The following is a 26,606-nucleotide window of genomic DNA, read 5'->3' as shown; positions in this document are numbered from 1 at the left end:
GCATGTTTGCCGATCGGCAACGGTAAAATGCGCACGAAAAGAAACTTACCGCACACGGAGTCCCGGCCTCTTCCCTATGGCCGTCATCACGCCTGCCGCGCCATCGGCCTAGCTGTGTCAGTGCTGGCCTGTCTCCTGGCTTTGCGGGCAAGTGGAATTTGAATTTCCTGCTGTGCCTCTAACCTTCCCCTTCGATGATTGCTTTACGGGCTCGGATGGCGGACACCGTTATCCACGGCAGGTGCCCGGCGATGTGCGCGCGTGCCAGCGTAGAACGATGCGACACTGAGCAGGGCGAAAGCCCAGGCCCCGATCGCCCCGTACAGCATCACGAACCCGAAGCCGTGTACGAGAGCCTCATGAAGGATCACGCCGTTCGCGTCGACGGCAGCGATATCAGCGCCGCTCTGCGTGAGATGCCCGATATTGCCCCCGGCTACCTGCGCTGCGAGCAAACGAAGCGACGAGGTTTCTGGAAAACTGGAAAGTGCGCGCGTGAGATAAGCATGCACGCTCTCGAGAAGAACAAGGCCCATCAGCGCGATATTGACGGCCAGGCTGATCAGTCTCGCGCTCATATCAATACCCGACGCCATGCCTGCGCGATCTGGCGAGACTGCACCCATGGCTGTATTGGTGACCGGTGTATTGGTCAGGCCCAGCCCCGTTCCGCACAACAGGCAACCCGGCAGCATTGTGAGCCAGCTAGCGTGCTCCGCGCCAGCGCCAAACTTCATCAGCAGGAAGCCAAGGCCGATAGTGAACATGCCGAGCGGGATGACCCTGCGCGCCTCAAACCTGAGAGCAAGTCGCTCTGCAGCCGGTGGCACGATAAGCGTAGGTACCGTATAGGCGAGCAGCGACAGTCCGGCGGTCACGCTGGTGTAGCCAAGGGCGCCCTGAAAATAGATCGGCAGATAGATCATGAACGGCCAGTAGCTGAAGTTCATGCCGATTGATCCGAACAGCGCTCCTGAGAACGAGCGGATCTGGAACACCGAAAAGTCGAACATGGGTCGAGGGCTGCGCTTCTCGACAAAGACAAAGGCAATGAAGCTCGATACCGTCGCGGCGATGAGACTCAATGCAGTGGGACTGGAATACCCGAGATCCGAGCCTTGCGTGATGAAGTAGACGAGCCCGAAACACGACACGGAAAGAGTCAGGATGCCAGGAACGTCCAGCTGTTGCGCATTTGGGTCCCGGGATTCCTGTACGCCGGCCAGGACCAGAGCCAGCGCAACGATAGCGACCGGCGAATGAACCAGGAACACCCACTGCCAGTTGGCAACTGCGACGATCAGGCCGCCGATAATCGGCCCAAAGCCAAGGCCGATGCCGAAGATGATTCCCCAGGCGCCGAATGCCTTGCTGCGTTGCCTCCCCTCCGGGAATTGATGCGAAAGCACTGCCACTTGACAGATCAGCATGGCGCCGCCGGCGATTCCCTGAAGAAACCGATTGGCGATCAGCACGGGCGCGCTTTGCGCGAGCCCGCAGCCCAGGGACGTGAGCCCGAACAGCACGATGCTTGCCAGATAAATGCGCTTGCGTCCGAAGCGGTCGGCCAGCGCCCCAGTCGCCATCAGCACCGTGGTGCAAGCAAGTGTATAGGCGTTCATGATCCATTGAATCTGGCTGAAATCGGCGTCCAGCACATTCTCAATGGTCGAGAGGACCGTCGGGACACTGGATATTTCCAGGCCGAACATCAGGGAGGTCAGGCAGACCGCAGCTAGCGCAAGTACGTTTTTGGGAAGGCGGACGAGGGTCATGGAATGTGTGGGTGAAAGGGGCAGCCGCATGTTCACATCGGACGTAGACGATGCAGAGGCCCGATAGCTACCGGCCGGACGCCTACTCCGCTTGTCTGATCCATCGGGTGGCTAGCTTACGAAACGTCGTCAGATTTGGCGCGCCGTTTCCGGTCATCTCCTTTCCAGACCGGGTGGCAGAAGCGGGTGGACATCAGTCGGTGGGGCAACCACATCAACAGCAACTGATCAAGTTCACCTGCAGCCTCAACCGACCTGCCCCGAGGCCCCGCGTCCCGACGCCCCCAAAGAAAAATTGCGAATCGTCTGATCGCCATCCTCACTGAAAAGGCAAAAACTAGGGCCATCACCGAAACAACGGTGATCGGGAGTCGAAACCCGAATATCATCAACGGATGGTCGCTCCGGCGACCATCTCCACACGCACGCGCGCGTCGTTCCACTATGGCGGGCCGGGCGGGGCAGCCGAAAGGCTGGCCGGGCTTCGTTGGTGATCCGGTATTTCGACCCCCGCTGTCAGGCCCGCCACCTCTACCGTTTGCATCAGGCGGGTCTCCCAACCTTCGTCAGGAGAACGCAATGCAAGAGAAAACCCATCCGAAGCACGAAACCATCTTCGTCGGCATTCCCGCGGAAACCCTGGAAGCCCTCGACCGGATCCAGGCCGGCCTGGGCAGCGTCCTGTCGCTGCTGGAAGTGGAAAGCGAACGGTCCGAGGGATGCCACGGCGTCCATTGCCTGTTGGCGATGATCAAGATGCAGGTGGATCAGATGGCCGAGGCTTTGCAGCCTGAGGCTGAGTCGTTCTGACACCCCATCATCCGGCTCTTCCCTTATCGCGGATCCGTCGTCGCGTAGCGAGACGTTAAATTCCCCGCCCTGCCCGACCGTGCTTTACTCGGTAATGTGGCCGCCATGGCGCTCGACCAGCGCGTAGCTGATGGACCGGCTGAGCCCGGTCCTCCTCTGCCTCTTTGGTGGTGAAAACGGACTGAACAGATTGGGCAGGTCTTTCCCTCGCTGCCCCGACCGCAATTCACCACACGAGTTTGGTGTGGCGAACACTCGTCCCATACCTCTGATGTGACCCGAAAGTCTTACCACTGTAGAGATCTCTACAACGTTGAAATAGGGGTTATAGGCTTCTACCATGCGCCCATGACCGCAACCACTCAATCCTGGGCGCTGCTAATCGTCACGCTTCCCACGTCCGGCGCCACCGCGCGCATGCGGATCTGGCGTGCGATCAAGAGTATGGGGTGCGCCGCGCTGCGTGACGGTGCCTATCTTTTGCCAGGGGGCGTGGAGCAGGTCGGCCAGTTGCGCCAGCTGGCTGACGAAACCCGGCAGGAGAACGGACAAGCCTGGCTTCTGCAAGTCAGTGCCGGAACTCCGGACGACGAGATCGCGTTCCGCGCCTTGTTCGACCGCGGCGCTGACTATGACGAACTGCAGGCTGCGCTGGCCGAAGCGCTTGATGGGCTCTCCGACCAGAACAGCGCCGAACTGAATCGACTGCTGCGCCGCCACGAGCGCGCCTATGAAGCGATCCGCCGGATCGACTTCTTTCCGAATGAGGCGTCGCGCCGCGCAGAAGCGGGATGGAAAGATTTCAGCCGGGCCATCGAGGCAATTCAGTCGCCGGGCGAGCCGCAGCCGCTCACCCGTACGATCCCGCGCCGGGATGCCGCGCAATATCAGGGGCGGCGCTGGGCCACGCGCCGCCATCTGTGGGCGGACCGCGTGGCCAGCGCCTGGCTGATCCGGCGCTTCATCGATCCCCATGCACGGTTCCTCTGGCTGGAAAGCCCCGCCGATTGCCCGGACGATGCACTGGGCTTCGACTTCGACGGAGCGACGTTTACGCATGTGGGCGATCGCGTTTCCTTCGAAGTGCTGCTGGCCAGTTTTGGACTCGAGGCTAACCGGGGACTCGGCCGGCTTGCCAGAATGATCCATGCACTGGATATCGGCGGCATCTCGGTGCCGGAGGCCAGTGGCTTCGAAGCCATGCTGGGCGGCGCGCGAGCGCGGCTGCAGGATGACGACGCGTTGCTGGCGGAAATCAGCTCGGTGCTGGATTCGCTCTACGCGCATTTTTCAGCCAACCCAAGACCCTGAATCGATCCCTACAAGACCATGGCACCACAGCAAGGCCCTGACCGTCCCGCCTATACCCTCTGGCAGCTGGTCGCCTATTTTCTCCGCCTGGGAACCTTTGGCTTCGGCGGCCCGGTAGCACTGGCCGGCTATATGCACCGCGACCTGGTGGAGCGGCGTGGCTGGATTACCGACGGCGACTACAAGGAAGGCCTCGCGCTGGCGCAACTGGCGCCAGGCCCGTTGGCCGCCCAGTTGGCCATCTATCTCGGCTACGTTCATTACCGCATCCGGGGTGCAACGCTGGTCGGCCTGGCATTCGTGCTGCCGTCCTTTCTCATGGTGCTGGGATTGGGCTGGGCTTATGTCCGCTTTGGCGGACTGACCTGGATGCAGTCCGTGTTCTATGGGGTGGGCGCCGCCGTTATCGGCATCATTGCCATCAGCGCATACAAGCTGACCACCAAGAGCGTGGGCCGCGACAAGCTGTTGTGGGCTGTCTACCTGACTCTGGCTGCCGTGACCGTCATCACGGAATCCGAGATCGCCTGGCTGTTTCTCGCCGCCGGCGTACTGGTCTGGTTCTGGCGCGCGCCCCCGAAGTGGTTGCGCCAAAGCGGCGCCAATGCGCTGGCGGCCACGCAGATGCCGGCTGCAAGCGGGCTGTTCAGCGCGCTCGACTGGCCGCTGCTGTCACAGCTTGGCGTGTTCTTTGCCAAGGCGGGCGCCTTTGTATTCGGCTCGGGTCTTGCGATCGTGCCGTTTCTCTACGGCGGCGTGGTAACGGAATACCACTGGCTCAACGAAAAGCAATTCGTCGATGCGGTGGCCGTGGCCATGATCACTCCTGGCCCCGTGGTCATCACGGTGGGATTCATCGGCTACCTGGTGGCCGGACTGCCGGGGGCTTGTGTGGCGGCATTGGCTACCTTCCTGCCGTGCTACCTGTTCACGGTACTGCCGGCCCCCTACTTCAAGAAATACGGGAAGCTTCCCGCCATCCTCGCCTTTGTCGACGGCGTCACGGCGGCGGCGATTGGCGCGATTACCGGGGCCGTGATCGTGCTGGCCAAACGCTCGATCGTCGATGGCCCCACCCTGTTGCTGGCGCTGGTCACGGTCGCACTATTGCTGAAGTTCAAAAAGCTGCCTGAGCCGGTCATCATCACCGCTGCCGCGTTGATCGGCCTGGTCGTTTATCCGATGTTGCAGCCCTGAGTTTCTAACCTGGCAACCTGGCTGCAAATCCTGTCACTCACGCCCTGCTCATCGCCCGTCCTGCGCCAATTGTTGCCCTTCGCTCAACATACTAGAGGCATTCGCGACGCTATTGCACTGGACGGCCCGTCGCCCTGCTGCCGACGGGCCGTCAACGATCTTGCGCTTCCGTCACCTCCCGCTGCGCCGCAGCCATTTTCTGCGGCCAGGTACTTTTGATATACGCCAGCACGGCAACGATGTCCTGGTCGGACAGCGATTGCCCAAAGGCCGGCATATCGCTGACATACCCCTGCGGAGCCGTCACCCCGGCTACCAGCCCATTCTTGGTAATCGCAAACAGCACGGCGTCGGGATGATGCCAGGTATGGCCGGAAGCATCATGCGGCGGTGCCGGCATGCGGCCGTTCGGCAGCCGCTCGCGCCAGTTGGGCTGGCCCTCCAGCTTGGCGCCATGGCATGCGGCGCATTGCTGTGCGTAGATCTTGCGACCCTGCGCGACGCTGGCCGCGTCGGTGGCGTCGATGCGCAGCTTCCGTATATCGCCTGTCTTGCCGGCATCGGATGGCGTATCGAGGTATCGCCTGGTCTGCAGTGCAACGGCGGCGGCAATCGCCGCGCCAAGCACCAGCAGCACCACGATCCGCCAGCGTGGCTTGCCTGATTTGTTCATGTCGCCCCTGCACCAATAAGCCTCATCGACTACACCTGACTCCTGAAAAATAAAGAGGGTTACCCCGTATCCATGCGCATCCGCCTTACGAAGCAGCGCCCCTGAGACGCAGCGCATTGGCAATGACCGAGGCCGAACTCAGGCTCATCGCCAGCGCCGCGATCATCGGCGACAGCAACAGGCCCGTCGCGGGATACAGCGCGCCGGCCGCCAGCGGCACGCCGAGGGCGTTGTAAATGAACGCAAAACCGAGATTCTGCTTCATGTTCCGAATGGTCGCGTGCGAGAGTTGCCGGGCGCGGGCGATGCCGCGCAAATCCCCTTTGACCAGCGTGACCTGGGCGCTGTTCATCGCGACATCGGTGCCGGTGCCCATGGCGATACCGACATCCGCCTGCGCCAGCGCCGGCGCGTCATTGATGCCGTCGCCGGCCATGGCGACCACCGCGCCGGACTGCTGCAGGGATTTGACAAGTTCCAGCTTGTCGGCCGGCTTGACCTCGCCATGGAATTCGTCCACGCCAAGTTTTGCGGCCACCGCCCTGGCGGTTGCGATGCCGTCGCCAGTGGCCATGACGACACGGATGCCTTCTTCACGAAGACGCTCCAGCGCCTCGGGCGTGGTGGTCTTGACCGGGTCGGAGACGGCGAGCAGGCCTGCAAGCTTGCTGTCGACCGCGAGATACATGACGCTGGCGCCTTGCGCACGCAATGCGTCCGCCTGCGCTACCAGTGCTTCGGTGGCCACGCCCTCGGCTTCCATGAGCGCGGTGTTTCCGATCGCAATCTTGCTGCCTGCCAACGCGCCCCTTACCCCAATCCCCGAACTCGACTCGAAGCTTTCCGGCTTGTCCAGCGGCAGGCCTCGACTACGGGCGGCTTCGACGATCGCTGCCGCCAGTGGGTGTTCGCTGCCTTGATCCAGGCTGGCAGCCAACCGCAGCACGTCTTGCTCGGTAAAGCCATTGGCGCCGATCGCGCGCTCGAATACCGGCCTGCCCCCGGTGAGCGTCCCGGTCTTGTCCACAATCAGGGTATCGACCTTGCGCAGGTTTTCGATTGCCGCGGCGTCGCGGAACAGCACGCCGCCGGACGCCCCATTGCCGCTTGCCACCATGATCGACATCGGTGTGGCCAGGCCCAGCGCGCAAGGACAGGCGATGATCAGCACCGCGACGGCATTGATCAGGCCGAACACCCAGCCCGGCTCGGGACCGAACAGTCCCCACGCGACCAAGGTCAGCACCGCGATGCCGATGACGCCGACGACGAAGACGCCGGCAACCTTGTCCGCCAAGCGCTGCATCGGCGCCTTCGAGCGCTGCGCCTGCGCAACCATCTGGACGATCTGCGACAGCACGGTCTGCGAGCCGACCTTTTCGGACTGGATCACCAGGCTGCCCGATGTGTTCATGGTGGCGCCGATGACACGGTCGCCGGCGCGCTTGGTGGTGGGAATCGGCTCGCCGGTGATCATCGACTCGTCGACGGCGCTGGTGCCTTCCGTCACGACCCCGTCGACCGGCACCTTCTCGCCGGGCCGCACGCGCAGCAGGTCGCCGACATGCACATGGGCCAGGGGTACGTCTTCCTCGATCCCGCCGGGACCGATGCGTCTCGCCGTCTTGGGCGCCAGCCCCAGCAGCGATTTGATGGCGGCCGAGGTCTGGGAGCGGGCCTTCAGTTCAAGCAGCTGTCCCAGCAAAGTGAGGGAGATGATCACTGCCGCGGCCTCGAAGTAGACGCCGATGCGGCCATGCTCGGCAAAAGCCTGCGGAAAGGCGGCCGGCATGACGGTCGCAACGACGCTGTAGAGATAGGCGGCGCCCGTGCCGATTCCGATCAATGTCCACATGTTGGGACTGCGGTTGACGATCGACTGGAAACACCGGACGAAGAACGGCCACCCTGCCCACAGCACCACCGGCGTCGACAAGGCAAGCTCGACCCGGCTTTGCGTCGACAGGTCCATCCAGCCAAGGCGATGCCCGAACATCGCCAGTACGAACACCACGCCGGTCAGCGGAAGCGTCCACCAGAAGCGGCGACGGAAGTCCGCCAGCTCCGGGTTTTCGTCCTGATCGAGTTCCGGCATCAACGGTTCCAGCGTCATGCCGCATTTCGGGCAGTTGCCCGGATGGTCCTGGCGGATTTCCGGATGCATCGGGCAGGTATAGATCGTGCCCTCGGCGGGAGGCTGCGCCGGGGCTGGCTCGGTCCCGGTGCCGGAATGCTCATGAGCATGAACATGGTGATGCGCATGCTCGTGATGATGGGCGTGGTCACCCTGTGCGCCACCGTGGCGTCCAGGCATCTTGGCATCGCGGTCGCTGCTCGTCCTGTTCATCCTGGTTCCCTTGGTTGTTGGGCCTGCGATCACTGGGGGTCCGAGTGGGGAGTCCGCCATCGCGCCCAAAGACGGCAGCCTAGACCTTCCCATGGTAGTAAGGTCAAGGGCGACCAGGGCAAAAACCGCGGCGGTACCGGTCCAGGGTACGGGGCCTTCCCTCACCAAGACGTTACGCAACCATTACATCCCGGTAAGGTGCAACGAGCGTTGTCAGTCGGGTCTTCGCTGGCGTCGACGACGCCAGGGGCCACGCGGCAATGATGGAACAGACGGACGACAGGCTCCGCCAACCGGCTTATGCCGCAAGCAGTCAAACGCTGCTACCATTCCGGCAACCCAGGTATCTCAAGTGCGTACTACTATTCGTCGGCTCTGGCTTGCCGCCTTCCTGCTGAGCGCTTTCCTGACAGTGCAACTGGCAGCGGCGGCGTATGCGTGCGAGGGCAGCCGGTACTCGCTGAGCGCGACGGAAGAGATCGCGGGCATGACTGAAGCCTGCCCCGACATGGCAATGGAACACGCCGGGCCAGGCGTACATGACGGGCTATGCCAGGAGCATTGCCAGTTCGGCTCGAAGTCGGCCGACCATGCCACGCCTCAGATTCCCGCCTTCCATCCGGTGCTGGTCAATGTCGTGGTGCCCGCGCCGATACCGGTCCTGGCACATCGCCTGGCCGCTCCCCGCGATGCGATTCCCCGGGCGCCGCCACGCCCCCTCCCCATCCTTCACTGCTGTTTCCGAACGTAGCCTCCGCAGCAACGCCTGTTGTCGTGCCCTGAGCCATCGGCTCCAGGGTGGTCGTTGCTTTGCGGAGGCTTTATGCATTTGCACTTATCCACCAAGTGCGGGCGCCGGCTGGCGCTCGCGCTCACGCTGCTTGCCGTGATCCACCCGGCATGGGCGGAGTCCGCGCCAGCCCTTTCCCTGCAGGAAGCGCTCGCGCTCGCCGCGGCGCGTTCGGCCGATGCCGAGACCTCGCGCTCGGCAGTCCAGTCAGCCATCGAGATGGCTGTGGCCGGCAGGCAGATGCCGGACCCGGTCCTGAAGGTCGGCGTCAACAACGTCCCGGCGAATGGCCCGGACCGGTTCTCGCTGGGCACCGATTCGATGACCATGAGGTCGATCAGCCTCATGCAGGAATTCACACGCCCGGCGAAGCGCCAGGCCCGCGCGGAGCGCTTCGAGGCCGAGGCGTCGTCGGCCGAGGCGCAACGTATGGTGGCGCTGGCCAACGTGCAACGCGGCACCGCCACGGCGTGGCTGGAGCGCTGGTATGCGGAACGCGCGCACGAGCTGCTCGCCGAACAGGCGCAATCGATCAAGCTGTTGATCGATGCGGCACAGGCCGCCTATCGCGGCAACCGCGGCTCGCGCGCCGAGATCCTGGCCGCCCGGATCGAATCGCAGCAACTGCAGGATCGCGAAGACGAAGCCCGCGCCGCGGTCGCCTCGTCCCGGGCGATGTTGCGCCGGTGGGTCGGCGATGCGGCAGCGTTGCCGCTGGCCGAGCGTCCCGCGCTCGATGCTCCGGCCTGGCTCGATACCCTGGATGCCGCCGGCGCCGCGCAGCTGCCAGACCTCGCTGCCGCGCAGGCCCAAGCCGGCGTGGCCGAGGCCGAGAGCCGCGTGGCGCGCGAGAACAAGGTGCCGGATGTCAGCGTCGAGCTGATGTACAGCCAGCGCGGCCCCGCCTACTCGAACATGGTGTCGCTGAACGTCTCGCTGCCGCTACCTTGGGACCAGGAACATCGCCAGGACCGCGAACTGGCCGCCAGGCTGGCGCAGGCCAACGCTGCGCGGGCGCAAGCCGAATCGGTACGCCGTGGCCTGATTGGACAGCTGCGCGGCAAGCAGGCCGAACTGCAACTCAGCCAGACGCGCCTGGAGCGCTATCGCAATGCCACGTTGCCGCTGGCGAAGGCACAAACCGAGGCGGCCCTGAGCGCCTATCGCACTGGCGCCGGCAGCCTGGCCGCCGTGGCGGAGGCCAGCCGCAAGGCGCTCGAGCTGTCGCTCGATCGGCTCCGGCTGGAGGCAGCGACCGCCAGGCTCTGGGCCGAGCTCACGTTCCTGATGCCGTTGCCGACCGCCGCGCAAGCCATGCCGCCGCAAGGAGCCCAACCATGAAGCAAACCGCGATGGCACGGACCCTGGTGGTTCTGCTCGTGCTGGCGAGCGCTGGCGCTGCCTATTATCTCGGCCATCAACAGGGGCGCCGGCAGATCGCCGCGTCGGACACGCCGGCCAGCGGCACCGGGGCGGCGAACCTGAAGGCCGGCGATATCGATCCGGGCACGGGCAAGCGCATCCTCTACTGGCATGATCCGATGGTGCCGGGCCAGCGCTTCGACAAACCCGGCAAGTCGCCCTTCATGGATATGCCGTTGTCGCCCGTGTACGAGGAAGCGGGTGGCAGCGCGACCGTCACCGTTGACAGCCGCGTGGCGCAGAACCTTGGCGTTCGCACGGCAGAGGTCAAGACGGGCCGGCTGGCCTCCGCGTTCGAAGTTCCGGGCAATGTTGCGATCGACGAGCGCGGCATCGAAGTGCTGCAGGCCCGTACCAGCGGGTTCGTCGAGCACGCGTATGCCAGGACGACGCTGGATCCGGTGCGCAAAGGCCAGCCGCTGGCACAGATCTATTCGCCGGAATGGGTCACTGCGCAAGAGGAATACCTGGCGGTGGTCCGCATGGGCGCAACCCTGCAGGGCGATTTGCGCGAAGCCGCGATGGCCCGCATGCGGCAGGCCGGCATGACCGACAGCCACATCCGCCTGGTGCAGGACACCGGCAAGCTGCAGCCGCGGCTTGCCATCACCAGTCCGGTGGACGGGATCGTCACCGAGGTCGGCGCGCGCGACGGCATGACGGTCTCCCCCGGCACGACGCTCTTTCGCCTTGCCAGCCTGGCGACGGTATGGGTACTGGCCGAGGTGCCGGAGACCTATGTCTCGCGGCTACGGCCCGGACAGGCGGTGTCCGCGCTCGCGGCCGCCCTGCCTGGACAAGCGCTGCCCGGCAAGGTCGACGCCATCCTGCCCGACATCAACCCCGGCACCCGTACTGTCAGGGTGCGGATCGAACTGCAGAACAAGGGCCGTCAGCTGTTGCCAGGCATGTTCGTGACGGCCCGCTTCGAGGCCGCAGCTGGCACGGACCGGCTGCTGGTCCCGACCGAGTCGCTGATCCGCACCGGCACGCGCACCATCGTCATGGTGGAAACCGGTCCCGGCGGGTATAGCCCGGTCGAGGTCAGGACTGGCGCAGCTTCCGGCGGACAGACCGAAGTGCTCGAGGGCCTCGAGTCCGGACAAAAGGTAGTGGTCTCCGGCCAGTTCCTGCTCGACTCCGAAGCCAGCCTGCGCGGTGCCACGCAGCGCATGACCGCAGCACCAGCCGCGCCGGCAGCCGCCGCCGCAGGCCCGGAGCACGAAGGCACCGGACGCGTGGAGGCGGTCAGCGCGCAAAGCATGACGATTTCCCACGAGCCGATCCCGTCGGCCAGCTGGGGGGCCATGACCATGGACTTTGCCGCACCCGCTTCCGGCATGCCGCAAGGATTCAAGCCCGGCGACCGCATCCGCTTTCGCTTTCAACTCGACCGCGACGGTGCGGCGACGTTGTCATCGGTGGAACGCGCAGCTTCTGCCCCGGGAGCCCGGCCATGATCGCGCGGCTTATCCTGGCTTCGATCCGCAACCGCTTCCTGGTGCTGCTGGCCACGGTCGTGCTGACCGCGTGGGGCTTGTGGGCCGCGCGCAGCACGCCGCTCGACGCGCTGCCGGACCTGTCCGACGTGCAGGTGATCATCCGCACGCCGTTTCCCGGCCAGGCCCCGCAGATCGTCGAAAACCAGGTCACCTATCCCCTTACCACGACGATGCTGTCCGTGCCCGGGGCCAGGACCGTGCGCGGCTATTCGTTCTTCGGTGACTCCTATGTCTATGTGTTGTTCGAGGATGGCACCGATCTCTACTGGGCGCGCTCGCGCGTGCTGGAATACCTGAACCAGGTGCAATCCCGGCTGCCCGCCGCTGCCAGGCCGGCCCTGGGCCCGGACGCCACCGGCGTAGGCTGGATCTACGAGTACGCCCTGGTCGACCGGACCGGGCAGCACGACCTCGGCCAGTTGCGTGCGTTGCAGGACTGGTTCCTGCGCTTCGAGCTCAAGTCGCTGCCCAATGTGGCCGAAGTCGCGTCGCTGGGCGGCATGGTCAGGCAGTACCAGATCGTCCTGATGCCGGACCGGCTGCGGGCCTATAACCTGTCGCAGGCCAAGGTGCTGGCGGCGCTCAAGGGGGCGAACCAGGAGACCGGCGGATCGGTGCTGGAGCTGGGCGAAGCCGAATACATGGTGCGCGCCAGCGGCTACCTGAAGACGCTCGATGACTTCCGCCAGATCCCGCTGCTCACCAGCGAGGCCGGCATCCCGGTACGGCTGGGAGACGTCGCCACGATTCAGATCGGCCCGGAAATGCGGCGCGGCATCGCGGAACTCGACGGCCAGGGCGAAGTCGCGGGCGGCATCATCGTGATGCGCTCCGGAAAGAATGCGCTGGAGACCATCGACGCGGTCAAGGCCAGGCTCGCCTCCTTGCAAACGAGCCTGCCCAAGGGCGTGGAGGTGGTGACGACCTATGATCGCTCAGCGCTGATCCAGCGTGCGGTGGATAACCTGGCTGGCAAGCTGATCGAGGAATTCATCGTGGTGGCGCTGGTGTGCCTGGTGTTCCTGTTCCACCTGCGGTCCGCGCTGGTCGCCATCGTCTCGCTGCCGCTCGGCGTGCTGGCCGCGTTCCTGGTGATGCGCTACCAGGGCGTGAACGCCAACATCATGTCGCTTGGCGGTATCGCCATCGCCATTGGCGCAATGGTCGATGCGGCGGTGGTGATGATCGAGAACGCCCACAAGCACCTGGAACGCTGGCACGCCGACCATCCCGAACGACCATTGAGCGCACAGGAGCGTTGGCGCGTCACTGGCGAGTCCGCGGCGGAAGTGGGCCCGGCCCTGTTCTTTTCGCTGCTGATCATCACGCTCTCGTTCATTCCCGTATTCACGCTGGAGGCGCAGGAGGGGCGGCTGTTCTCGCCGCTGGCGTTTACCAAGACCTATTCCATGGCGGCTGCGGCCGGCCTGTCGGTCACGCTGGTGCCCGTCCTGATGGGCTACATGATTCGCGGCAGGATTCCATCGGAACAGGCCAATCCGCTCAGCCGCTGGCTGATCCGCGGCTACCAGCCCTTGCTTGCCAGAGTACTGGCGTACCCCAAGACCACCATTGCGATCGCGGTACTGCTGCTGGCGGCAACCGCCTGGCCCGCGATGCGCATCGGCGGGGAGTTCATGCCGCCGCTCGACGAGGGGGACCTGCTGTACATGCCGTCGGCGCTGCCGGGCCTATCCGCCGGCAAGGCGGCGCAGCTGTTGCAGCAGACCGATCGGCTCATCAAGACCGTGCCCGAGGTGGCGACAGTATTCGGCAAGGCCGGCCGCGCCGATACCGCCACCGACCCGGCGCCCATCGAGATGTTCGAGACCACCATCCAGTTCAAACCGCGGGACCAGTGGCGCGCGGGCATGACGACCGACAAGCTGGCGGAGGAACTGGATCGCGTGGTCAGGGTGCCTGGCTTGTCGAACGTCTGGGTGCCACCAATACGCAATCGCATCGACATGCTCGCCACGGGGATCAAGAGCCCGGTTGGCATCAAGGTGGCCGGCACGGACCTGAAAGAGATCGACCGGCTCGCCACAAGGATAGAAGAAGCGGTCAGGACGGTACCGGGAGTTACCTCGGCGCTTGCCGAACGTCTCACCGGCGGCCGCTATATCGATGTGGATATCGACCGCGGCGCCGCTGGCCGGTACGGTCTCAACATCGAGGACGTGCAGAGTATCGTGTCATCCGCGATCGGGGGCGAGAATGTCGGTGATGTGGTCGACGGGCTGGCGCGCTTTCCGATCAACGTCCGCTATCCGCGCGACTATCGTGATTCCATCGAGCAATTGCGCGCCCTGCCCATCGTCACCGACAAGGGTCTGCAGATCACGCTTGCGGACGTGGCGCGCATCGAGGTCGTGCAAGGCCCGCCGATGTTGCGCAGCGAGAATGCACGCTTGTCCGGCTGGATCTATGTCGACATTCGCGGACGGGATCTCCGTTCAGCCGTGCGCGAGATGCAGGCCGTGGTGGCAAAGACGGTGCCGATGACGGCGGGGTATGCGCTGAGCTGGTCAGGACAATTCGAGTACCTGGAACGGGCCACGGCCAGGCTCAAGCTGGTGGTGCCGTTCACGCTGCTGATCATCTTTGTGCTGCTTTACATGGTTTTCGGCCGCCTGGATGAGGCGCTGCTGATCATGGGCACGCTGCCACTTTCGCTGATCGGCGGCTTCTGGCTGCTCTATCTGCTGGGCTATAACCTCTCCGTGGCTGGCGTCGTCGGCTTCATTGCGCTGGCCGGCGTGGCGGCGGAATTCGGTGTCATCATGCTGCTCTATCTGAAACAAGCCTGGAATGAACGCGAAAACCGTGGCGAAACCACGCAGTCGGCACTTCTCGACGCGATCCAGGAAGGAGCGGTGCAGCGTGTGCGCCCCAAGGCCATGACGGTCGCGGTAATCCTCGGCGGCCTGATCCCCATCATGTGGTCGCATGGCACGGGCTCGGAAGTGATGCAGCGCATTGCCGCACCGATGGTCGGCGGCATGGTGACTGCCCCATTGCTGTCCCTGTTCGTCGTGCCGGCGGTGTATTGGCTGATGCGCCGACGGCAGACCCGAGTTCCCCCAGTCCCTACCCACTCTCCACTTCAGGACGAATCGCAATGAAACCCGGCAAGACCCTCGCACTCGCGCTCACCATCGTCGCCGCCTCGACCGTCTCCACCGCATTCGCAGCGGGATCCATGGACAGCCACAACATGCACGGCATGGACAGCAGGGCACCCGCGGCGTCAAAGCAGGCTTCCCAGCCTGTGCCAGCCGAGATCAGGAAGATCGATGCGTCGGCCGGCAAGGTGACGCTCAAGCACGGCCCCATCGAGAACCTCGGCATGTCCGCCATGACCATGGCGTTCCCGGTCAAGGACCGCGCCTCGCTGAGGAATTTCAAGGAGGGCGACGCGGTTTCCGTCACCTTCGACAAGATCGACGGCAAGCCGACCGTCATCGACATGCAGCGCAAGTAGGCGCGCCTGGCCGCATGTCGCCGCTCCCGACGGCGGCACCCACGGCTAGTGGACCGACCCGGGCTGCAGTTCGACCTTGATCCAGCCAGGCTGGCGCTGGTCGAAGGCCTGGTAGGCCTCGATCGCCGAGGTCATCGGCTCGCGCCGCGTCAGGATGGTGGCCGGATCGACCGCACCGGTGCGCACCAGCTCCACCAGCCGCGGGATATTGGGCATGCGGCGCCAGGCGGGCGGCCTCCTGCTCGCTTTCCGGGATGGACGGATCCTGCGCCGCCGGACCATGGTGCGCATGCATGGCATCGACGCCGACGGCATCGATGGCGCGGAACAGCGGCCGCAAGCACCCGCGTGGCAATTTCTGCTACGCGCCTTGCAATCCATTCCGGCGCGCAGGCACCGGCCGCCGAGGGCAGGGGAAGCACTGCGCCGCCGTGATTGCGAGCTTCCGACTTCGGCAACCAGCGCGCAGAGAAACGGCTTGGGCATGTCGATTGCTAAATCTCACCTGACGTCCTCTAGCTGGCGCACATTACCAAGGAGGCACCCATCATGAAGCTCTACTACGCTCCCGGCGCATGTTCCCTGGCGGCACATATCGCCCTCATCGAGACCGGCCTTCCCTTCTCTACCGAGCGCGTCGACCTGCGCGCCGAGCCGCACAAAACCGAGCGCGGCGCCGACTACAAGACCATCAACGCCAAGGGCTATGTGCCGACGCTGGAGCTCGATCAGGGCGACCGGCTGACCGAGGCGGCCGTGGTGGTCCAGTACATCGCCGACCAGGCTCCGGAACAAGGACTTGCCCCGGCGTGCAGTACGCTTGAGCGCTATCGCTTGCAGGAATGGCTGAACTTCATCTCGTCCGAACTGCACAAGGGCTTCGGGCCGTTCTGGAAACCCGGCACGCCGCAGGAGCAGAAAGAGGCGACCTGGGCGCGCCTGTCACAGCGGTTCGACTGGCTGGCTCCGCAGCTCGCGGACAAGGATTATCTGATGGCAGAGTTCAGCGTCGCGGACGCCTACCTGTTCACGATCCTGAGATGGCCGGACCATTTCAAGCTGTCGCTTGATCGCTGGCCTGCGCTGCAGGCGTATCGGGCGAGGGTCGGGGCACGACCGGCGGTGAAGCAGGCATTGCAGGAGGAGGGGATTGGCTGACGTGGAGCGCGCCTTACACCTTCGGCAGCTCCCGCACCGGTTTTCCAGTGACGACGGCGCGCCTACGATGCCATGCGGCATTACGCCGTACTTCATTTCGACCATCCTGTTCAACCCGCTGGTCGACTCGTACGTGTTCTCGCCGACGATCTTCCACACCTACTTCGGCGCGGTCAGCGGCGCCGTCGCCCAATGCCCGTTTTTTTCGTGATGGGGCCAGGACGCCACCTCTGAGTCCGAGATCCATGGCACAGATGCGCACATCCATTTCTGCTTTATAAGGATTTACCCGTAGATCTACCCCTCCGGAATTTCGGACACGTATGCAAACGAACCGCGTGACGGTATGGTGGAGCGGTCTATTAAGTAACTGCCTCATGAATAAAGGTGCTTTTGAGGGCGCTGTGCAGCAATGATTAGATCGTTACAGATTCGATCCGCCACCGTTGCGGACCTGCCTGCAATTACTGCGGTGCTAGACGAATGCGGATTAATGCAAAACACATTGTGGCCGCAGTATTCGTTCCACATTGCGTTAATGGAGGGGCGCGTTGTCGCCTGTGCCGGAGCGGAGCGGCACGGGCAAGTGATAGTCGTCTGTTCGGTAGCGGTGCTGCCCCCATATCGGGATCGCGGAATTGCCAAACACCTGGTATCTGCCGTTCTGGTGCGCGCGCGTGCAGAGGGCTGCGAACGCGCGGTCCTCGCCACCGCAAAATGCCCCGGCTTCTTTTCGCGTTACGGTTTTTCCCTTGTTTCGACGACCTCTCTGCCTGTCAGCCTACGGAATTCGCATACATTGACGTCGCCGGGAATGCCAGCGGGAGTCTGCATGCAATGCGAATTGAAATAGTGACCGGGACTGCAAAAAGACGGGAACCCAATTGCGGTCCAGTGAGAGGGGTACTGCAAAAACGGATTCACCGTAGAACTTCCGCTTTTCCTGACTTCACAGGCAAAACACAACGGAGTCCTGCGTTGACAAGGTGGCCGTAGGCGCTAACGTACGAAACAACCGCTTCTTGAAGGCACCAAGTTTGACCGACCTCGGCTAATTTACTGCCTGGCGCCCGCTTCTTTGAACTCGACATCCTCCACGTCTTCGCCCTTCTTCTCGGCGCTCGCCTCGTTCGCGTGGGCGGCGCGACCAGAGCCAGTGTCCGGCTGAGCAGTAATTGGGCAGCCAAATTTCAAAGGGACAAGTTTGCGCCGCGCGTTGGGGCAAGTGCCTTGCCGGAGACGCTTACTTTCGTCCACATTGACCGCCCGCCGCACCAGGCGAGTCGCGGCGACGCTCGCCGTCAGACAGCCCGCGCCAGTGCAACGGCGTCGGCACCCGCCGGGAAGTGCAGCCGATCAGAGGTGTCGTTGGCGGCATTCCAGACGCCTTCGGCGACATCCGTCGCAGTCGTCACTGCGCAGAGCTGGCTGAATCCCGCGAACACTTCATGAGCGACAGGCTCGTAAGGCTTCAGTACATCGATGGGGCCAGCGGCCTCCAAGGCCCGGTCGATGCTCTCGGTCTGCGTGACATCAGACCAATCGTTATTCGGCCCGGATGCTGCCCTGCTTGATGTTGACTGGTCGTTCAAAAACCCTCACACTGGCGTTATTGAACAATCGTTCCATAACAGGTCAATGGTGTTGCATGGGTCGGCCAAGGACGTTCGACGAAGACGTTGTTATCGCCTGCGCGGCGGAGGTTTTCGGCCGTATTGGCTACAACGCCTGCTCGGTGGACGACCTGGTGGAGGCCACGGCGTTGCAACGAGGCAGCCTGTACAAGGCATTCGGTTCCAAGCGCGGCCTATTCGAAAAGGTGCTGGACCGGGTTCTTGTCGGCGAATGGTACCGGGACCCGGCCGCACTCGATCTCCTCATCACCGCCCTGCGCGAACTCGCACCGGCCGATCTGCCGATCGCTGCCCGTTGCCGGGACGCCCTGCAGGCTTATGGACAAGATGCTGCCGAACTGCTCGGCGCGCGTCTGCTCGGTCACCTGCCCCCTCACGATCCCAACAAGGAGTAGCGATGCCTCGCCTTGAATTAACCAACCGCGAACTTGTTGTCCGTTTGACACCGTGGGAATCGATCTGGTCGCTGCGCCGTGGCTTTCGCGTGCCGCTGGCGCAGGTTCGCGGCGCTACCGAAGACAATGGCTTCGATGGCAGAGCGCTAGGCCTGCGCCTTCCAGGCACCTACTTCCCGGGCCTGATCGCCGCCGGCACCTTTATCAACGGCGGCGACAAGCAGTTCGTCTACACCTCGCGCAAGCTCCAGACCATCGTGATCGAACTTGCCCGGAATGACTGGGCCCGCCTGGTGATCGGCGTGCCCGACGCACGCGCCGAGGCAGCGCGAATCAACGCCGCCGTCGCCAGCCGCCACTAGCATCCCAAACGGATCGGGGACCAATTCGACATTCACGCGTCGGCAGCGCCAGGGCTAACCTGATTAGCGCCATTGGAGCTACGCGCTCTTGCTATAAGCGGACAACCCTGCCGCCAGTGCCGCGAAGGTCACGGCGCAGCGCGCGCTTGCCCGCAGGTCTTCATGCATGGCAATCCAGGTGTCCATCGTCAGCGAAAACTGGCGGTGGAGAACCCGCACCAGCTGGCTGTCCCGCGCGGCCAACGCTGACTGGCACACACCGATGCCCAGGCCCGCGCGGATAGCCGCCAGTTGAGCCAGGTCGCTGTCGGCCCGGAAGGCGAAGCGGTCTCGCGAAAACTGAGGGACCTTTTCCTGGAACCGGCGAATATAGGCGTTCTCGTGATCGAAGCCGATCAGCGCGTGGCCGGACAATGCCTCCATCGACCTGGGAACGCCCCGGGCCGCAAGGTAACGCTTATGGGCATGCAGACCGAGCTCGATCCTGCCGACGCGCTTGGCCACCAGTGCCTGCTGCACCGGCTGGAACATGCGTACCGCAATGTCCGCCTCGCGATGCAGCAGATCGTCGGCCCGGTTCGACAACACCAGCTCGATCACCAGTTCCGGATGCTCGCCATGCAGCGCGGCCAGGATCGGCGGCAGCACTTCGACGCCGATGACCTCGCTGGCCGTCACGCGGACCGTGCCTCGCACGCCGGCTCCATGGCCACTTGCCGCCCGGCGCAGGGCGGCCGCCGTGGCAGCGATACCGGCGGCATAGGGCCTCAGTTCCAGCGCGGCGTCCGTGGGCGCGAAGCCATCAAAGGATCGGGTAAAGAGCGTCAGCGCGAGAGCCGCCTCGAGGTTGTCAATGTGCCGCCCTACAGTCGGTTGCGTCAGGCCCAACGCCCGCCCCGCCGCGGATAGCGAGCCAGTCTCCATCACCTGGAGAAAGCTGCGGTACCACTCCCAATTCGGTTCGCTGTCGGCCATGGTATGCAAATTTGTTTAGCTCCTAGCGGATTCTACGCAATTTTCTTTTTCACTGTCCGTGCGCACACTGCAGTGATTCGCAACCCGTTCGCCCAACCCAAAGGGATCCACCATGTCCAGGATCGCATTGTTCGGCGCCGCCGGCGTCATTGGCCAAAGCATCGCCTCGGCTTTGCGCAGCCAAGGCCGCGCCTACCGCGTCGTCGGCCGCAATGACGCCAGCCTGCGCGAGGCCTTCGGCGCCGACCCATTGGCCGAAATCGTTACCTGGAATCCGGATTCGCCGGCCTCGGTGCGCGCCGCAGCGGACGGCGTGGACACGCTGATCTACATGGTCGGCGTGGACTACTGGCAGTTCGACTTGCACCCGAAGCTGATGCGCCAGACTCTCGATGGGGCGGTGGCCGCCGGCGTCAGACAGTTGATCCTGATTGGTACCGTGTATCCCTACGGACGGGCGGGATCCAACCCGGTACGCGAAAGCCATCCCCGCGAACCGCACACTTTTAAAGGCCGCATGCGCAAGGCCCAGGAGGACCTGCTGATGCAGGCCCATGCCGACGGCCACATCCGCGCGACCGTGTTGCGCCTGCCGGACTTCTACGGCCCCGGCGTGGAGGCCAGCCTGCTGCATCGCGCCGCACAGGCAGCGGTGCATGGCGGCACCGCCGACATGGTCGGCCCGATCGACCGCCCGCACGAGTTCGTGTTCGTGCCGGATGTCGGCCCGGTGGTCGCGCGGCTTGCCGATACACCCGCCGCTTTCGGCAAGATCTGGCACCTCGGGGGTGCCGGTACGACGACCCAGCGCGACCTGGTAACCGAAATGGAGCGCCAGACCGGCGCGAAGCTCAGGCTGCGCGTGGCGGGCAAGACGATGCTGCGGCTCATTGGCCTGTTCAACCCCTTCATGCGCGAGATGGTGGAGATGCACTACCTGTTGACCGAGCCGCTGATCCTGGACGACTCGGCGCTGCACCAGCTGATCGGCCCGATCCACAAGACGCCATATGCGCAAGGCATCCGCCAGACGCTGGCGGCGGTTCCTGGGAATCGCGCTCCACTGCGACGGCCTGAAGCTGATGGACAGAACCCATAAAGCACGAATGCGCCTTAGGGTGAGGGAAAATCAGATCGTGGACGCTCCACCGTGGGGAAGCAGGGACGCAAATGTTGCAGAGCGCTATTTCCGCCAATGGCAGTCACAGTTGCCGCCAATATCGAGATCTCAGCCCTCTTACCTGCCTCTTGCGCTGTCGCTTGCCGATCGCACGGAGCACCGCAGCCGGCTATGCGGATATCGGGCGGATCGTGCGCGGCATGCCGGACGTGCTGGTCAGCTCCTTGATCGAGTCACGCCACGGTCGACCGATCGCCGAGATCGAGCAGGACGTACGAGCTTCGACGCTGCAGGACACGCGCATCGGCCATGCGTTGGGGCTGGAGTTGGGATCGCCTGTGCTGAAGATCGTGCGCCGCTATATCGACGAAGCGGGGGAAACGTTCGAGGTATCGGTGACCATCCATCCCGCAGAAACGTTCTCCGTTACGACTCGCCTGAAGCGCACGGCGGGATGATTTTTATAAGCGAATCGGGCGCGCCAGGCTTCCATTATCCGCGACGTTCAGAACGTCTTCTTGCCGGACTGGTGACGCTCTTGCCTGCATTCAGGGATGGAGCAGCCTTGCTCGGGGGCTCGCCGGCCTGCTGCTTGACGCCTGCGATGATCAGTTCCAGCCCCGTACTGAACCGTGCGTCGAAATCGGTGGAGAAGATGGCCTCCCGGGCCGCCATATTCCTCGGATAGCTGCGCTGCGCCAACTCTTCGAAGGCAGTCTTGCGTGAAGCGACATCGAACGCGCTGTGGGGGCCGAGTGCCTGTTCTTCCATCACAAAGCCCAGGATGTAGTAGAGAACGCTGAACGAATACGTCGAGGCACGGCCCACATCGACGCCGGCCAGCGCGAATGCTTCCAGCATCGACTCGTTGATGCGCAGCACGTTGTCCGACACGACATAGGTGCCCGCAAAGACGCGGGCACCATCACGGCGCTGCAGTAGCGCCTGCCGCAGCGCGGCAGCAATTTGCCTGAGCCGGCTGTCCCACGGCTGATCCGGGCCCTGGGGCAGGACAACATTGATGACCAGTGCGTCCGCCACGGCATCAATAAGTTCTTGTTTCCCGCTGAAATGCCAATAGAGCGAAGGGGCCTGTATGTCGAGGGCCAGCGCCAGCTTGCGCAGCGTCAAGCCATCAAGACCCTCCTGATCCAAAAGGTCCAAGGCAGCTTGAATGACCTGGTCACGTTGAATCTTTGGAGCTTTCATTCCAATCCGTGTTTGCAATCTAACACCGTTAGTGTACCATCGATCGCGATTATCTAACATCGTTAGGTTTGATCCCGCTTAGGCACGCCGGACAGACGTGCGCCGCCGAGCGAGGGATGGCAGGAAAACCAAAGGAGGCAACAGATGACGCATGAGGACCGGAAGAGCTTCACGGAGGATCAGATCAGACGGTTGGCCGGCGGCCTTCAACCCGGCACCTGGACGGAGGAGGAGAAGATCGCGCTTGCATGCCGCATGCTGGCGCTGGAAGGACACTCGCGCACACTCGCGGGACAAATTACGGTGAGAAGCGCCGACGACACGTTCCTGACAACGCCACTGGCAGTGGGTTTCGACGAGGTAGACACCAGCCAGATCCTTCGCATCGACGAATCGATCAACGTCATCCAGGGCAGCGGCGCCGCCAATCCGGCGATCCGCTTTCACCTGTGGATATACCGCGCCCGTCCAGACGTCAATTGCATCATCCATACCCATCCGCCATACGTATCGGCCCTGTCCATGACCGGGCGGCGCTTGCGCGTGGCCCACATGGATGCCACGCCGTTTGCCGATGACTGCGGCTTTCTCGCCGAATGGCCAGGACTGCCGATCGCCGACAGCGAAGGCGAGATCATTGCCACGGCACTCGGAAAAAACCGAAGCGTGCTGCTTGCGCATCACGGTTTTCTCTGCGCCACCGGCTCCATCGAGGAGTCGGCTTATCTGTCGATGCTGATCGAGAACGCTGCGCAGCTGCAACTGTTGGCTGAGTCGACCGGCTCGATTGCCGAACTGGATCCTGGCCTTGCAAGGGAATCCCATGACTTTCTGCTGCGCCCGGAAATCGTCCGGGCGAGCTTTGCCATGTTCGGCCGACGGGCGCTCCGCGCCGGTTTGCCAACGCCATGGGCTGGCCGGGCTTCCTGACTAGCCGTCATGTCGAAACACGTCGGAAATTGCCACCGACAACGACCGACCCAGAAACCAATACCTTCGGGAGTAGAAAATGCTTACCAAATATCAAGTCGTCATTGCCGGTGCTGGTCCGGTAGGGTGCTGGCTGGCGGGAGAATTGCAACTCGCCGGAATCTCGACACTAGTGCTGGAGCAAAGCGAATCGATCGATCCTCAGTCGCGGGCTTTGACTGTGCACCCACGCACGATCGAGACCTTCGCATCGCGAGGCGTGGAAAAGGCGTTTCTCGATGAGGGAGTTGCAATCCCTGCCGGACATTTCGGGCTTCTGGATTACCGGCTCAATTTCCGTCCGCTCGAGTCGCCGTACCCCTTTACCCTGGCGATTCTTCAAGCGCGGACAACCGAGTTGCTGCAACAGCGCGCACGCGATCTCGGCGCCGAGATCCGACGCGGGCACAAAGTCCAGTCATTTGCGGAAACCGACTCGGCGGTCGCCGTCGCGGTGCAAGGTCCAGGTGGGCCCTATTCCGTGGACACGGAGTACCTCGTCGGCTGCGATGGCGTGCGAAGCACGGTACGGAACTGCGCCGGGATTCCCTTCCCCGGTACCGATGCCACCGTCTATGGATGGTTGGGCGACGTCATTCTGGACGCCCCGCCCGACGACGTTGCCATCAACAAATGGACGTCCGCCGGCGCGATTGCGGTAGTCAAGCTGCCGGGAGGGCGTCATCGGCTTGTCGGTATCTCGCCCGATGACGTCCGGACGGATCGTCCCGGCGAGTTCACGCTCGATGAACTGCGGGCAAAAACTGTCGCGATCATGGGGACTGACTATGGCATGCACAGTCCTTCGTGGCTGTCGCGCTACAGCAATACCGCCCGGCAAGCCGAGGCTTACCGCAAGGGACGCATCCTGCTGGCCGGCGACGCTGCGCACCAGCATATGCCGGCCGGCGGCGTCGGCCTGAACGTCGGCATCCAGGACGCCATGAACCTCGGCTGGAAACTCGCCGCGACGATCCATGGCTGGGCCCCGGCGGGCCTGCTCGACAGCTACCACGCCGAACGCCATCCGGTCGGTCAGAACCTGCTTGAGCACACCCAGGCGCAGACGCTCCTGATGAGTGTGTTCACCAATGAATGCCGGGATCTGCGTTCATTGCTCCAGAAGCTGATCCTGGAGAACCCGGCGCTCGAGATGAGCCTGGTCAAGCGGCTGACTGGCCTGTCGGTTGCCTACCCGTCCGCCGAGCCGGCTCATGCTCTCGTCGGACAGCGTGTTCCAAACCTGATGTTCCAGCGCTCCGGCGAGGGGGTCTTCCAGAAGCTTCACAACGGGCGCTATGTCATGCTGGATCTGCGAGCCAATACGGCATGTTCCAGCCCGCTCAGCGGCGATGACCTTGGTCGCCACGCCAGCTCTTGCGTCGACGTGCATTTCACTGCGTTGACAGCCGATGCGCCCGCCCCCTGGGCCGGTCTCACCGCCATGCTGGTGCGTCCGGATGGATATCTTGCCTGGGCCAGCGAGGACCATGAGACCGCGGCACTGAAAGCCGGGTTAGCCAGGGCAGGCAGCGCAACGTTTGCACCAGCCTCGGCAGCCTCGATCACAGCGGAGGTCCACTGATGAACCCGTACTCGACGCAAGCGCTCAAGGCCGACGGCGGATCAACAGTCTTGCCCGACTGTATGCTTGTCGACGGCGCCCTGGTCAAGGGCGCCACCACCATGGACGTAGTGAATCCGGCCACCGGCATGGCCTTCGCTGTCGCGCCGCGCGCCTCGGCCCAACAGGTCGAGCAGGCCATAGCCAGCGCCAAAGCAGCGCTGGAGAAGTGGTCGCGCAGCGATCTGGCGCACCGGCGCAGTGTGCTGCGGGATATTGCCGACGCCGTCGACGCGAATGCCGGCCGGCTTGCATGGCTGCTCACGCAGGAACAGGGCAAACCCATTGCCGATGCGATGATGGAAGTCCAGGGCACAGCCACGTTCTTCCGGCATGTCGCCGAGGCCGAACTGGCGCCGGTTCTCCTCGAGCACAGCGGGGTCCGCCAGGTCGAACTGCATCGACGGCCGCTGGGCGTGGTCGCGGTCATCGTGCCCTGGAATTTCCCGTTGCTGCTGATGGCCTTCAAGGTTCCTGGCGCGCTCCTGACCGGTAACACTGTCGTGATCAAGCCCGCCGCGACAACCCCGCTGACGACACTGATGTTCGCCCGGCTGGTTGCCTCCATCGTTCCGGCCGGCGTTCTCAATGTGATTACCGACAGCAACGATCTGGGCAGCATCCTGACCTCGCATCCGGATGTCGCGAAGGTGTCGTTTACCGGGTCCACGGCAACCGGGTACTCGGTGATGGCCAATGCGGCGAAGACGCTGAAGCGTGTCACCCTCGAGCTGGGCGGAAACGACCCGGCCATCGTGCTGGATGACGCCGTTCCCGCAGACATCGCGCAGGGCATTTTCCGTGCTGCGTTCTTCAATGCAGGTCAGGCGTGCATTGCCATCAAGCGCCTGTACATCCACGCATCCATCTACGACGAGCTTTGCGCCGAGCTGGTCAGCCTTGCCACAGGCGTCACGGTTGGCGACGGATCGGACAGCCGGACGACCATGGGGCCCCTCCAGAATCGTGCCCAGTATGAAAAGGTCAAGGGCATTCTGGCGGACGCCGCTACGAAGGGACGGATTGTAACTGGCGGCCAGATTGACGATAGCGAAGGCTACTTCATCCGTCCGACCATTGTCGCTGACATCGGGGAAGGTGCCCGACTGGTCGACGAGGAGCAGTTTGGCCCGGTGCTTCCGCTCATTCGCTACACCGATCTCGACGACGCCATCCGGCGCGCCAATGCCAGCGAATACGGACTCGGCGCGTCGGTGTGGTCCTCGGACGTGAGCCGGGCCCGGGAGGTGGCGGAGCGACTGGTATGCGGCAGCGTCTGGATCAACCAGCATCTCGATCTGGCACCGCATATTCCGCAGGCGGGCGCAAAGCAGTCCGGCTTCGGCGTAGAGCTTGGCGGCGAAGGCCTTCTGGAGTTTACCCAGATTCAAGTCGTCAACATCCGGGGCGACAAGGTACAAGAGGAGTTGAGTTGATGGGAAACAGCGTACGCAGGATCAACCCGCCGGGGCTTCCGCAGCTTGAGAGCGTGATCTCCCACGCGATCATCGTGGAGCCGGCAGGCCTGATCTATACCTCGGGCCAGCTGTCATGGGATGAGAGCGGTGCCCTGGTCGAAGGCACGATGATCGAGCAGTTTCACCGGGCCTATGCCAACATCGATCTCGTGCTCCAGGCCGCAGGGTCTTCGCGGGAAAGGATCGTGAACGAGGTGATCTACCTGGTCGACTATTCGCCCGATACCGCCGGTGAACTGGTTGCCGCGCTCGCATCGGCACGGCCGCCAGGGTCGGTTCCGCCCACGAGTACCGTCGTCGGGGTCCAGACGCTTTTCGCGCCTGGCTTCCTTGTCGAGGTGCAAGTGGTTGCAACGGCCTGACCAGGTTAC

25 protein-coding genes and 1 pseudogene are annotated in these 26,606 nt (G+C 63.7%); 19 read left to right on the top strand and 7 right to left on the bottom strand.

Annotated elements, in window-relative coordinates:
* Positions 1-203: 203 nt before the first annotated feature.
* A complete protein-coding gene (locus tag U9J39_RS20635; RefSeq protein ID WP_326347912.1) occupies positions 204-1,775 on the bottom strand; it encodes an MFS transporter in 1,572 nt (523 codons plus the stop codon).
* Between the two features lie 579 nt (positions 1,776-2,354).
* Here U9J39_RS20635 and U9J39_RS20630 point away from each other — a divergent pair.
* From U9J39_RS20630 to U9J39_RS20620, 3 genes are all read left to right on the top strand, one after another.
* Positions 2,355-2,585 carry a DUF1484 family protein gene (locus tag U9J39_RS20630; RefSeq protein WP_326347911.1) on the top strand — a complete coding sequence of 77 codons (231 nt, stop codon included), beginning with the start codon at positions 2,355-2,357 and terminating at the stop codon, positions 2,583-2,585.
* Between the two features lie 348 nt (positions 2,586-2,933).
* Positions 2,934-3,896, top strand: coding sequence for a chromate resistance protein ChrB domain-containing protein (locus tag U9J39_RS20625; protein ID WP_326347910.1), 963 nt, complete (start codon positions 2,934-2,936; stop codon positions 3,894-3,896).
* 18 nt (positions 3,897-3,914) lie between these two features.
* Entirely contained in the window at positions 3,915-5,093 is a 1,179-nt protein-coding gene (locus U9J39_RS20620) for a chromate transporter (protein ID WP_326347909.1), read from the top strand.
* A gap of 151 nt (positions 5,094-5,244) precedes the next feature.
* Here U9J39_RS20620 and U9J39_RS20615 read toward each other — a convergent pair whose 3' ends face one another.
* Both U9J39_RS20615 and U9J39_RS20610 read right to left on the bottom strand, forming a co-directional pair.
* Complete coding sequence (locus tag U9J39_RS20615; protein ID WP_115712424.1) at positions 5,245-5,766, bottom strand: c-type cytochrome; 522 nt, start codon at positions 5,764-5,766, stop codon at positions 5,245-5,247.
* A gap of 85 nt (positions 5,767-5,851) precedes the next feature.
* The gene (locus tag U9J39_RS20610; protein ID WP_442784912.1) at positions 5,852-8,113 is read right to left on the bottom strand and encodes a copper-transporting P-type ATPase; all 2,262 of its coding nucleotides are present in this window, start codon (positions 8,111-8,113) and stop codon (positions 5,852-5,854) included.
* 352 nt (positions 8,114-8,465) lie between these two features.
* On the opposite strand from U9J39_RS20610, the gene U9J39_RS20605 reads away from it, so the two are divergent.
* From U9J39_RS20605 to U9J39_RS20585, 5 genes are all read left to right on the top strand, one after another.
* Positions 8,466-8,864 (top strand): copper resistance protein, encoded by a 399-nt coding sequence (locus tag U9J39_RS20605; protein WP_326347908.1) that lies wholly within the window; start codon positions 8,466-8,468, stop codon positions 8,862-8,864.
* A 72-nt stretch (positions 8,865-8,936) separates the two neighbouring features.
* The gene (locus tag U9J39_RS20600) at positions 8,937-10,244 is read left to right on the top strand and encodes a TolC family protein (protein WP_115681686.1); all 1,308 of its coding nucleotides are present in this window, start codon (positions 8,937-8,939) and stop codon (positions 10,242-10,244) included.
* Positions 10,241-11,785 carry an efflux RND transporter periplasmic adaptor subunit gene (locus U9J39_RS20595; protein ID WP_116313516.1) on the top strand — a complete coding sequence of 515 codons (1,545 nt, stop codon included), beginning with the start codon at positions 10,241-10,243 and terminating at the stop codon, positions 11,783-11,785. Before U9J39_RS20600 ends, U9J39_RS20595 begins: the two co-directional genes overlap by 4 nt.
* A complete protein-coding gene (locus tag U9J39_RS20590; protein WP_326347907.1) occupies positions 11,782-14,952 on the top strand; it encodes an efflux RND transporter permease subunit in 3,171 nt (1,056 codons plus the stop codon). The genes U9J39_RS20595 and U9J39_RS20590 overlap by 4 nt, the downstream gene beginning before the upstream one ends.
* Positions 14,949-15,311, top strand: a complete 363-nt coding sequence (locus U9J39_RS20585; protein WP_116313514.1) for a copper-binding protein — start codon at positions 14,949-14,951, stop codon at positions 15,309-15,311. The genes U9J39_RS20590 and U9J39_RS20585 overlap by 4 nt, the downstream gene beginning before the upstream one ends.
* A 45-nt stretch (positions 15,312-15,356) precedes the next feature.
* Here the strand turns inward: U9J39_RS20585 and U9J39_RS20580 are convergent.
* Positions 15,357-15,515 (bottom strand): annotated as a pseudogene (locus tag U9J39_RS20580) (glutathione-dependent formaldehyde dehydrogenase); the annotation flags it as partial.
* 345 nt (positions 15,516-15,860) lie between these two features.
* Between U9J39_RS20580 and gstA the strand changes: the two are divergent.
* From gstA to U9J39_RS20565, 3 genes are all read left to right on the top strand, one after another.
* Positions 15,861-16,469: a glutathione transferase GstA gene (gstA, locus tag U9J39_RS20575; protein ID WP_326347906.1), complete on the top strand. Its 609-nt coding sequence runs from the start codon at positions 15,861-15,863 to the stop codon at positions 16,467-16,469.
* A 67-nt stretch (positions 16,470-16,536) separates the two neighbouring features.
* Positions 16,537-16,680, top strand: coding sequence for a hypothetical protein (locus U9J39_RS20570; protein ID WP_326347920.1), 144 nt, complete (start codon positions 16,537-16,539; stop codon positions 16,678-16,680).
* Positions 16,681-16,881: 201 nt separating this feature from the next.
* On the top strand, positions 16,882-17,322 hold the full coding sequence (locus U9J39_RS20565; RefSeq protein ID WP_115712416.1) for a GNAT family N-acetyltransferase: 441 nt from the start codon (positions 16,882-16,884) through the stop codon (positions 17,320-17,322).
* A 448-nt stretch (positions 17,323-17,770) separates the two neighbouring features.
* Here U9J39_RS20565 and U9J39_RS20560 read toward each other — a convergent pair whose 3' ends face one another.
* Positions 17,771-18,061 carry a hypothetical protein gene (locus U9J39_RS20560; RefSeq protein WP_326347905.1) on the bottom strand — a complete coding sequence of 97 codons (291 nt, stop codon included), beginning with the start codon at positions 18,059-18,061 and terminating at the stop codon, positions 17,771-17,773.
* Here U9J39_RS20560 and U9J39_RS20555 point away from each other — a divergent pair.
* Both U9J39_RS20555 and U9J39_RS20550 read left to right on the top strand, forming a co-directional pair.
* Positions 18,043-18,498: a TetR/AcrR family transcriptional regulator gene (locus U9J39_RS20555; protein WP_240988356.1), complete on the top strand. Its 456-nt coding sequence runs from the start codon at positions 18,043-18,045 to the stop codon at positions 18,496-18,498. The genes U9J39_RS20560 and U9J39_RS20555 overlap by 19 nt on opposite strands.
* Positions 18,499-18,500: 2 nt before the next feature.
* Positions 18,501-18,860, top strand: coding sequence for a hypothetical protein (locus tag U9J39_RS20550; RefSeq protein WP_326347904.1), 360 nt, complete (start codon positions 18,501-18,503; stop codon positions 18,858-18,860).
* Between the two features lie 78 nt (positions 18,861-18,938).
* On the opposite strand, the gene U9J39_RS20545 is transcribed toward U9J39_RS20550, so the two are convergent.
* The gene (locus U9J39_RS20545; protein WP_326347903.1) at positions 18,939-19,835 is read right to left on the bottom strand and encodes a LysR family transcriptional regulator; all 897 of its coding nucleotides are present in this window, start codon (positions 19,833-19,835) and stop codon (positions 18,939-18,941) included.
* A gap of 112 nt (positions 19,836-19,947) precedes the next feature.
* On the opposite strand from U9J39_RS20545, the gene U9J39_RS20540 reads away from it, so the two are divergent.
* Together U9J39_RS20540 and U9J39_RS20535 are read left to right on the top strand one after the other, a co-directional pair.
* Positions 19,948-20,934 (top strand): NAD-dependent epimerase/dehydratase family protein, encoded by a 987-nt coding sequence (locus tag U9J39_RS20540; protein WP_326347902.1) that lies wholly within the window; start codon positions 19,948-19,950, stop codon positions 20,932-20,934.
* A 71-nt stretch (positions 20,935-21,005) separates the two neighbouring features.
* Entirely contained in the window at positions 21,006-21,413 is a 408-nt protein-coding gene (locus tag U9J39_RS20535; protein WP_326347901.1) for a UTRA domain-containing protein, read from the top strand.
* Positions 21,414-21,447: 34 nt separating this feature from the next.
* On the opposite strand, the gene U9J39_RS20530 is transcribed toward U9J39_RS20535, so the two are convergent.
* Entirely contained in the window at positions 21,448-22,164 is a 717-nt protein-coding gene (locus U9J39_RS20530; protein ID WP_326347900.1) for a TetR/AcrR family transcriptional regulator C-terminal domain-containing protein, read from the bottom strand.
* A 144-nt stretch (positions 22,165-22,308) separates the two neighbouring features.
* Here U9J39_RS20530 and U9J39_RS20525 point away from each other — a divergent pair, with 144 nt between their 5' ends.
* The 4 genes from U9J39_RS20525 to U9J39_RS20510 all read left to right on the top strand — a co-directional run bounded on the left by U9J39_RS20525 (position 22,309) and on the right by U9J39_RS20510 (position 26,597).
* Complete coding sequence (locus U9J39_RS20525) at positions 22,309-23,094, top strand: aldolase (protein ID WP_326347899.1); 786 nt, start codon at positions 22,309-22,311, stop codon at positions 23,092-23,094.
* A 79-nt stretch (positions 23,095-23,173) separates the two neighbouring features.
* Positions 23,174-24,718 carry an FAD-dependent monooxygenase gene (locus U9J39_RS20520; RefSeq protein ID WP_115712394.1) on the top strand — a complete coding sequence of 515 codons (1,545 nt, stop codon included), beginning with the start codon at positions 23,174-23,176 and terminating at the stop codon, positions 24,716-24,718.
* Positions 24,718-26,193, top strand: coding sequence for an aldehyde dehydrogenase family protein (locus tag U9J39_RS20515; RefSeq protein ID WP_326347898.1), 1,476 nt, complete (start codon positions 24,718-24,720; stop codon positions 26,191-26,193). Before U9J39_RS20520 ends, U9J39_RS20515 begins: the two co-directional genes overlap by 1 nt.
* Positions 26,193-26,597 (top strand): RidA family protein, encoded by a 405-nt coding sequence (locus tag U9J39_RS20510; RefSeq protein WP_115712382.1) that lies wholly within the window; start codon positions 26,193-26,195, stop codon positions 26,595-26,597. The genes U9J39_RS20515 and U9J39_RS20510 overlap by 1 nt, the downstream gene beginning before the upstream one ends.
* Positions 26,598-26,606 lie beyond the last annotated feature (9 nt).

Source organism: Cupriavidus sp. SS-3, from assembly GCF_035818815.1.
GTDB lineage: Bacteria > Pseudomonadota > Gammaproteobacteria > Burkholderiales > Burkholderiaceae > Cupriavidus > Cupriavidus taiwanensis_C.
Note: the sequence above shows the minus strand (reverse complement) of the source record. Positions and strands in the feature narration are given on the sequence as shown.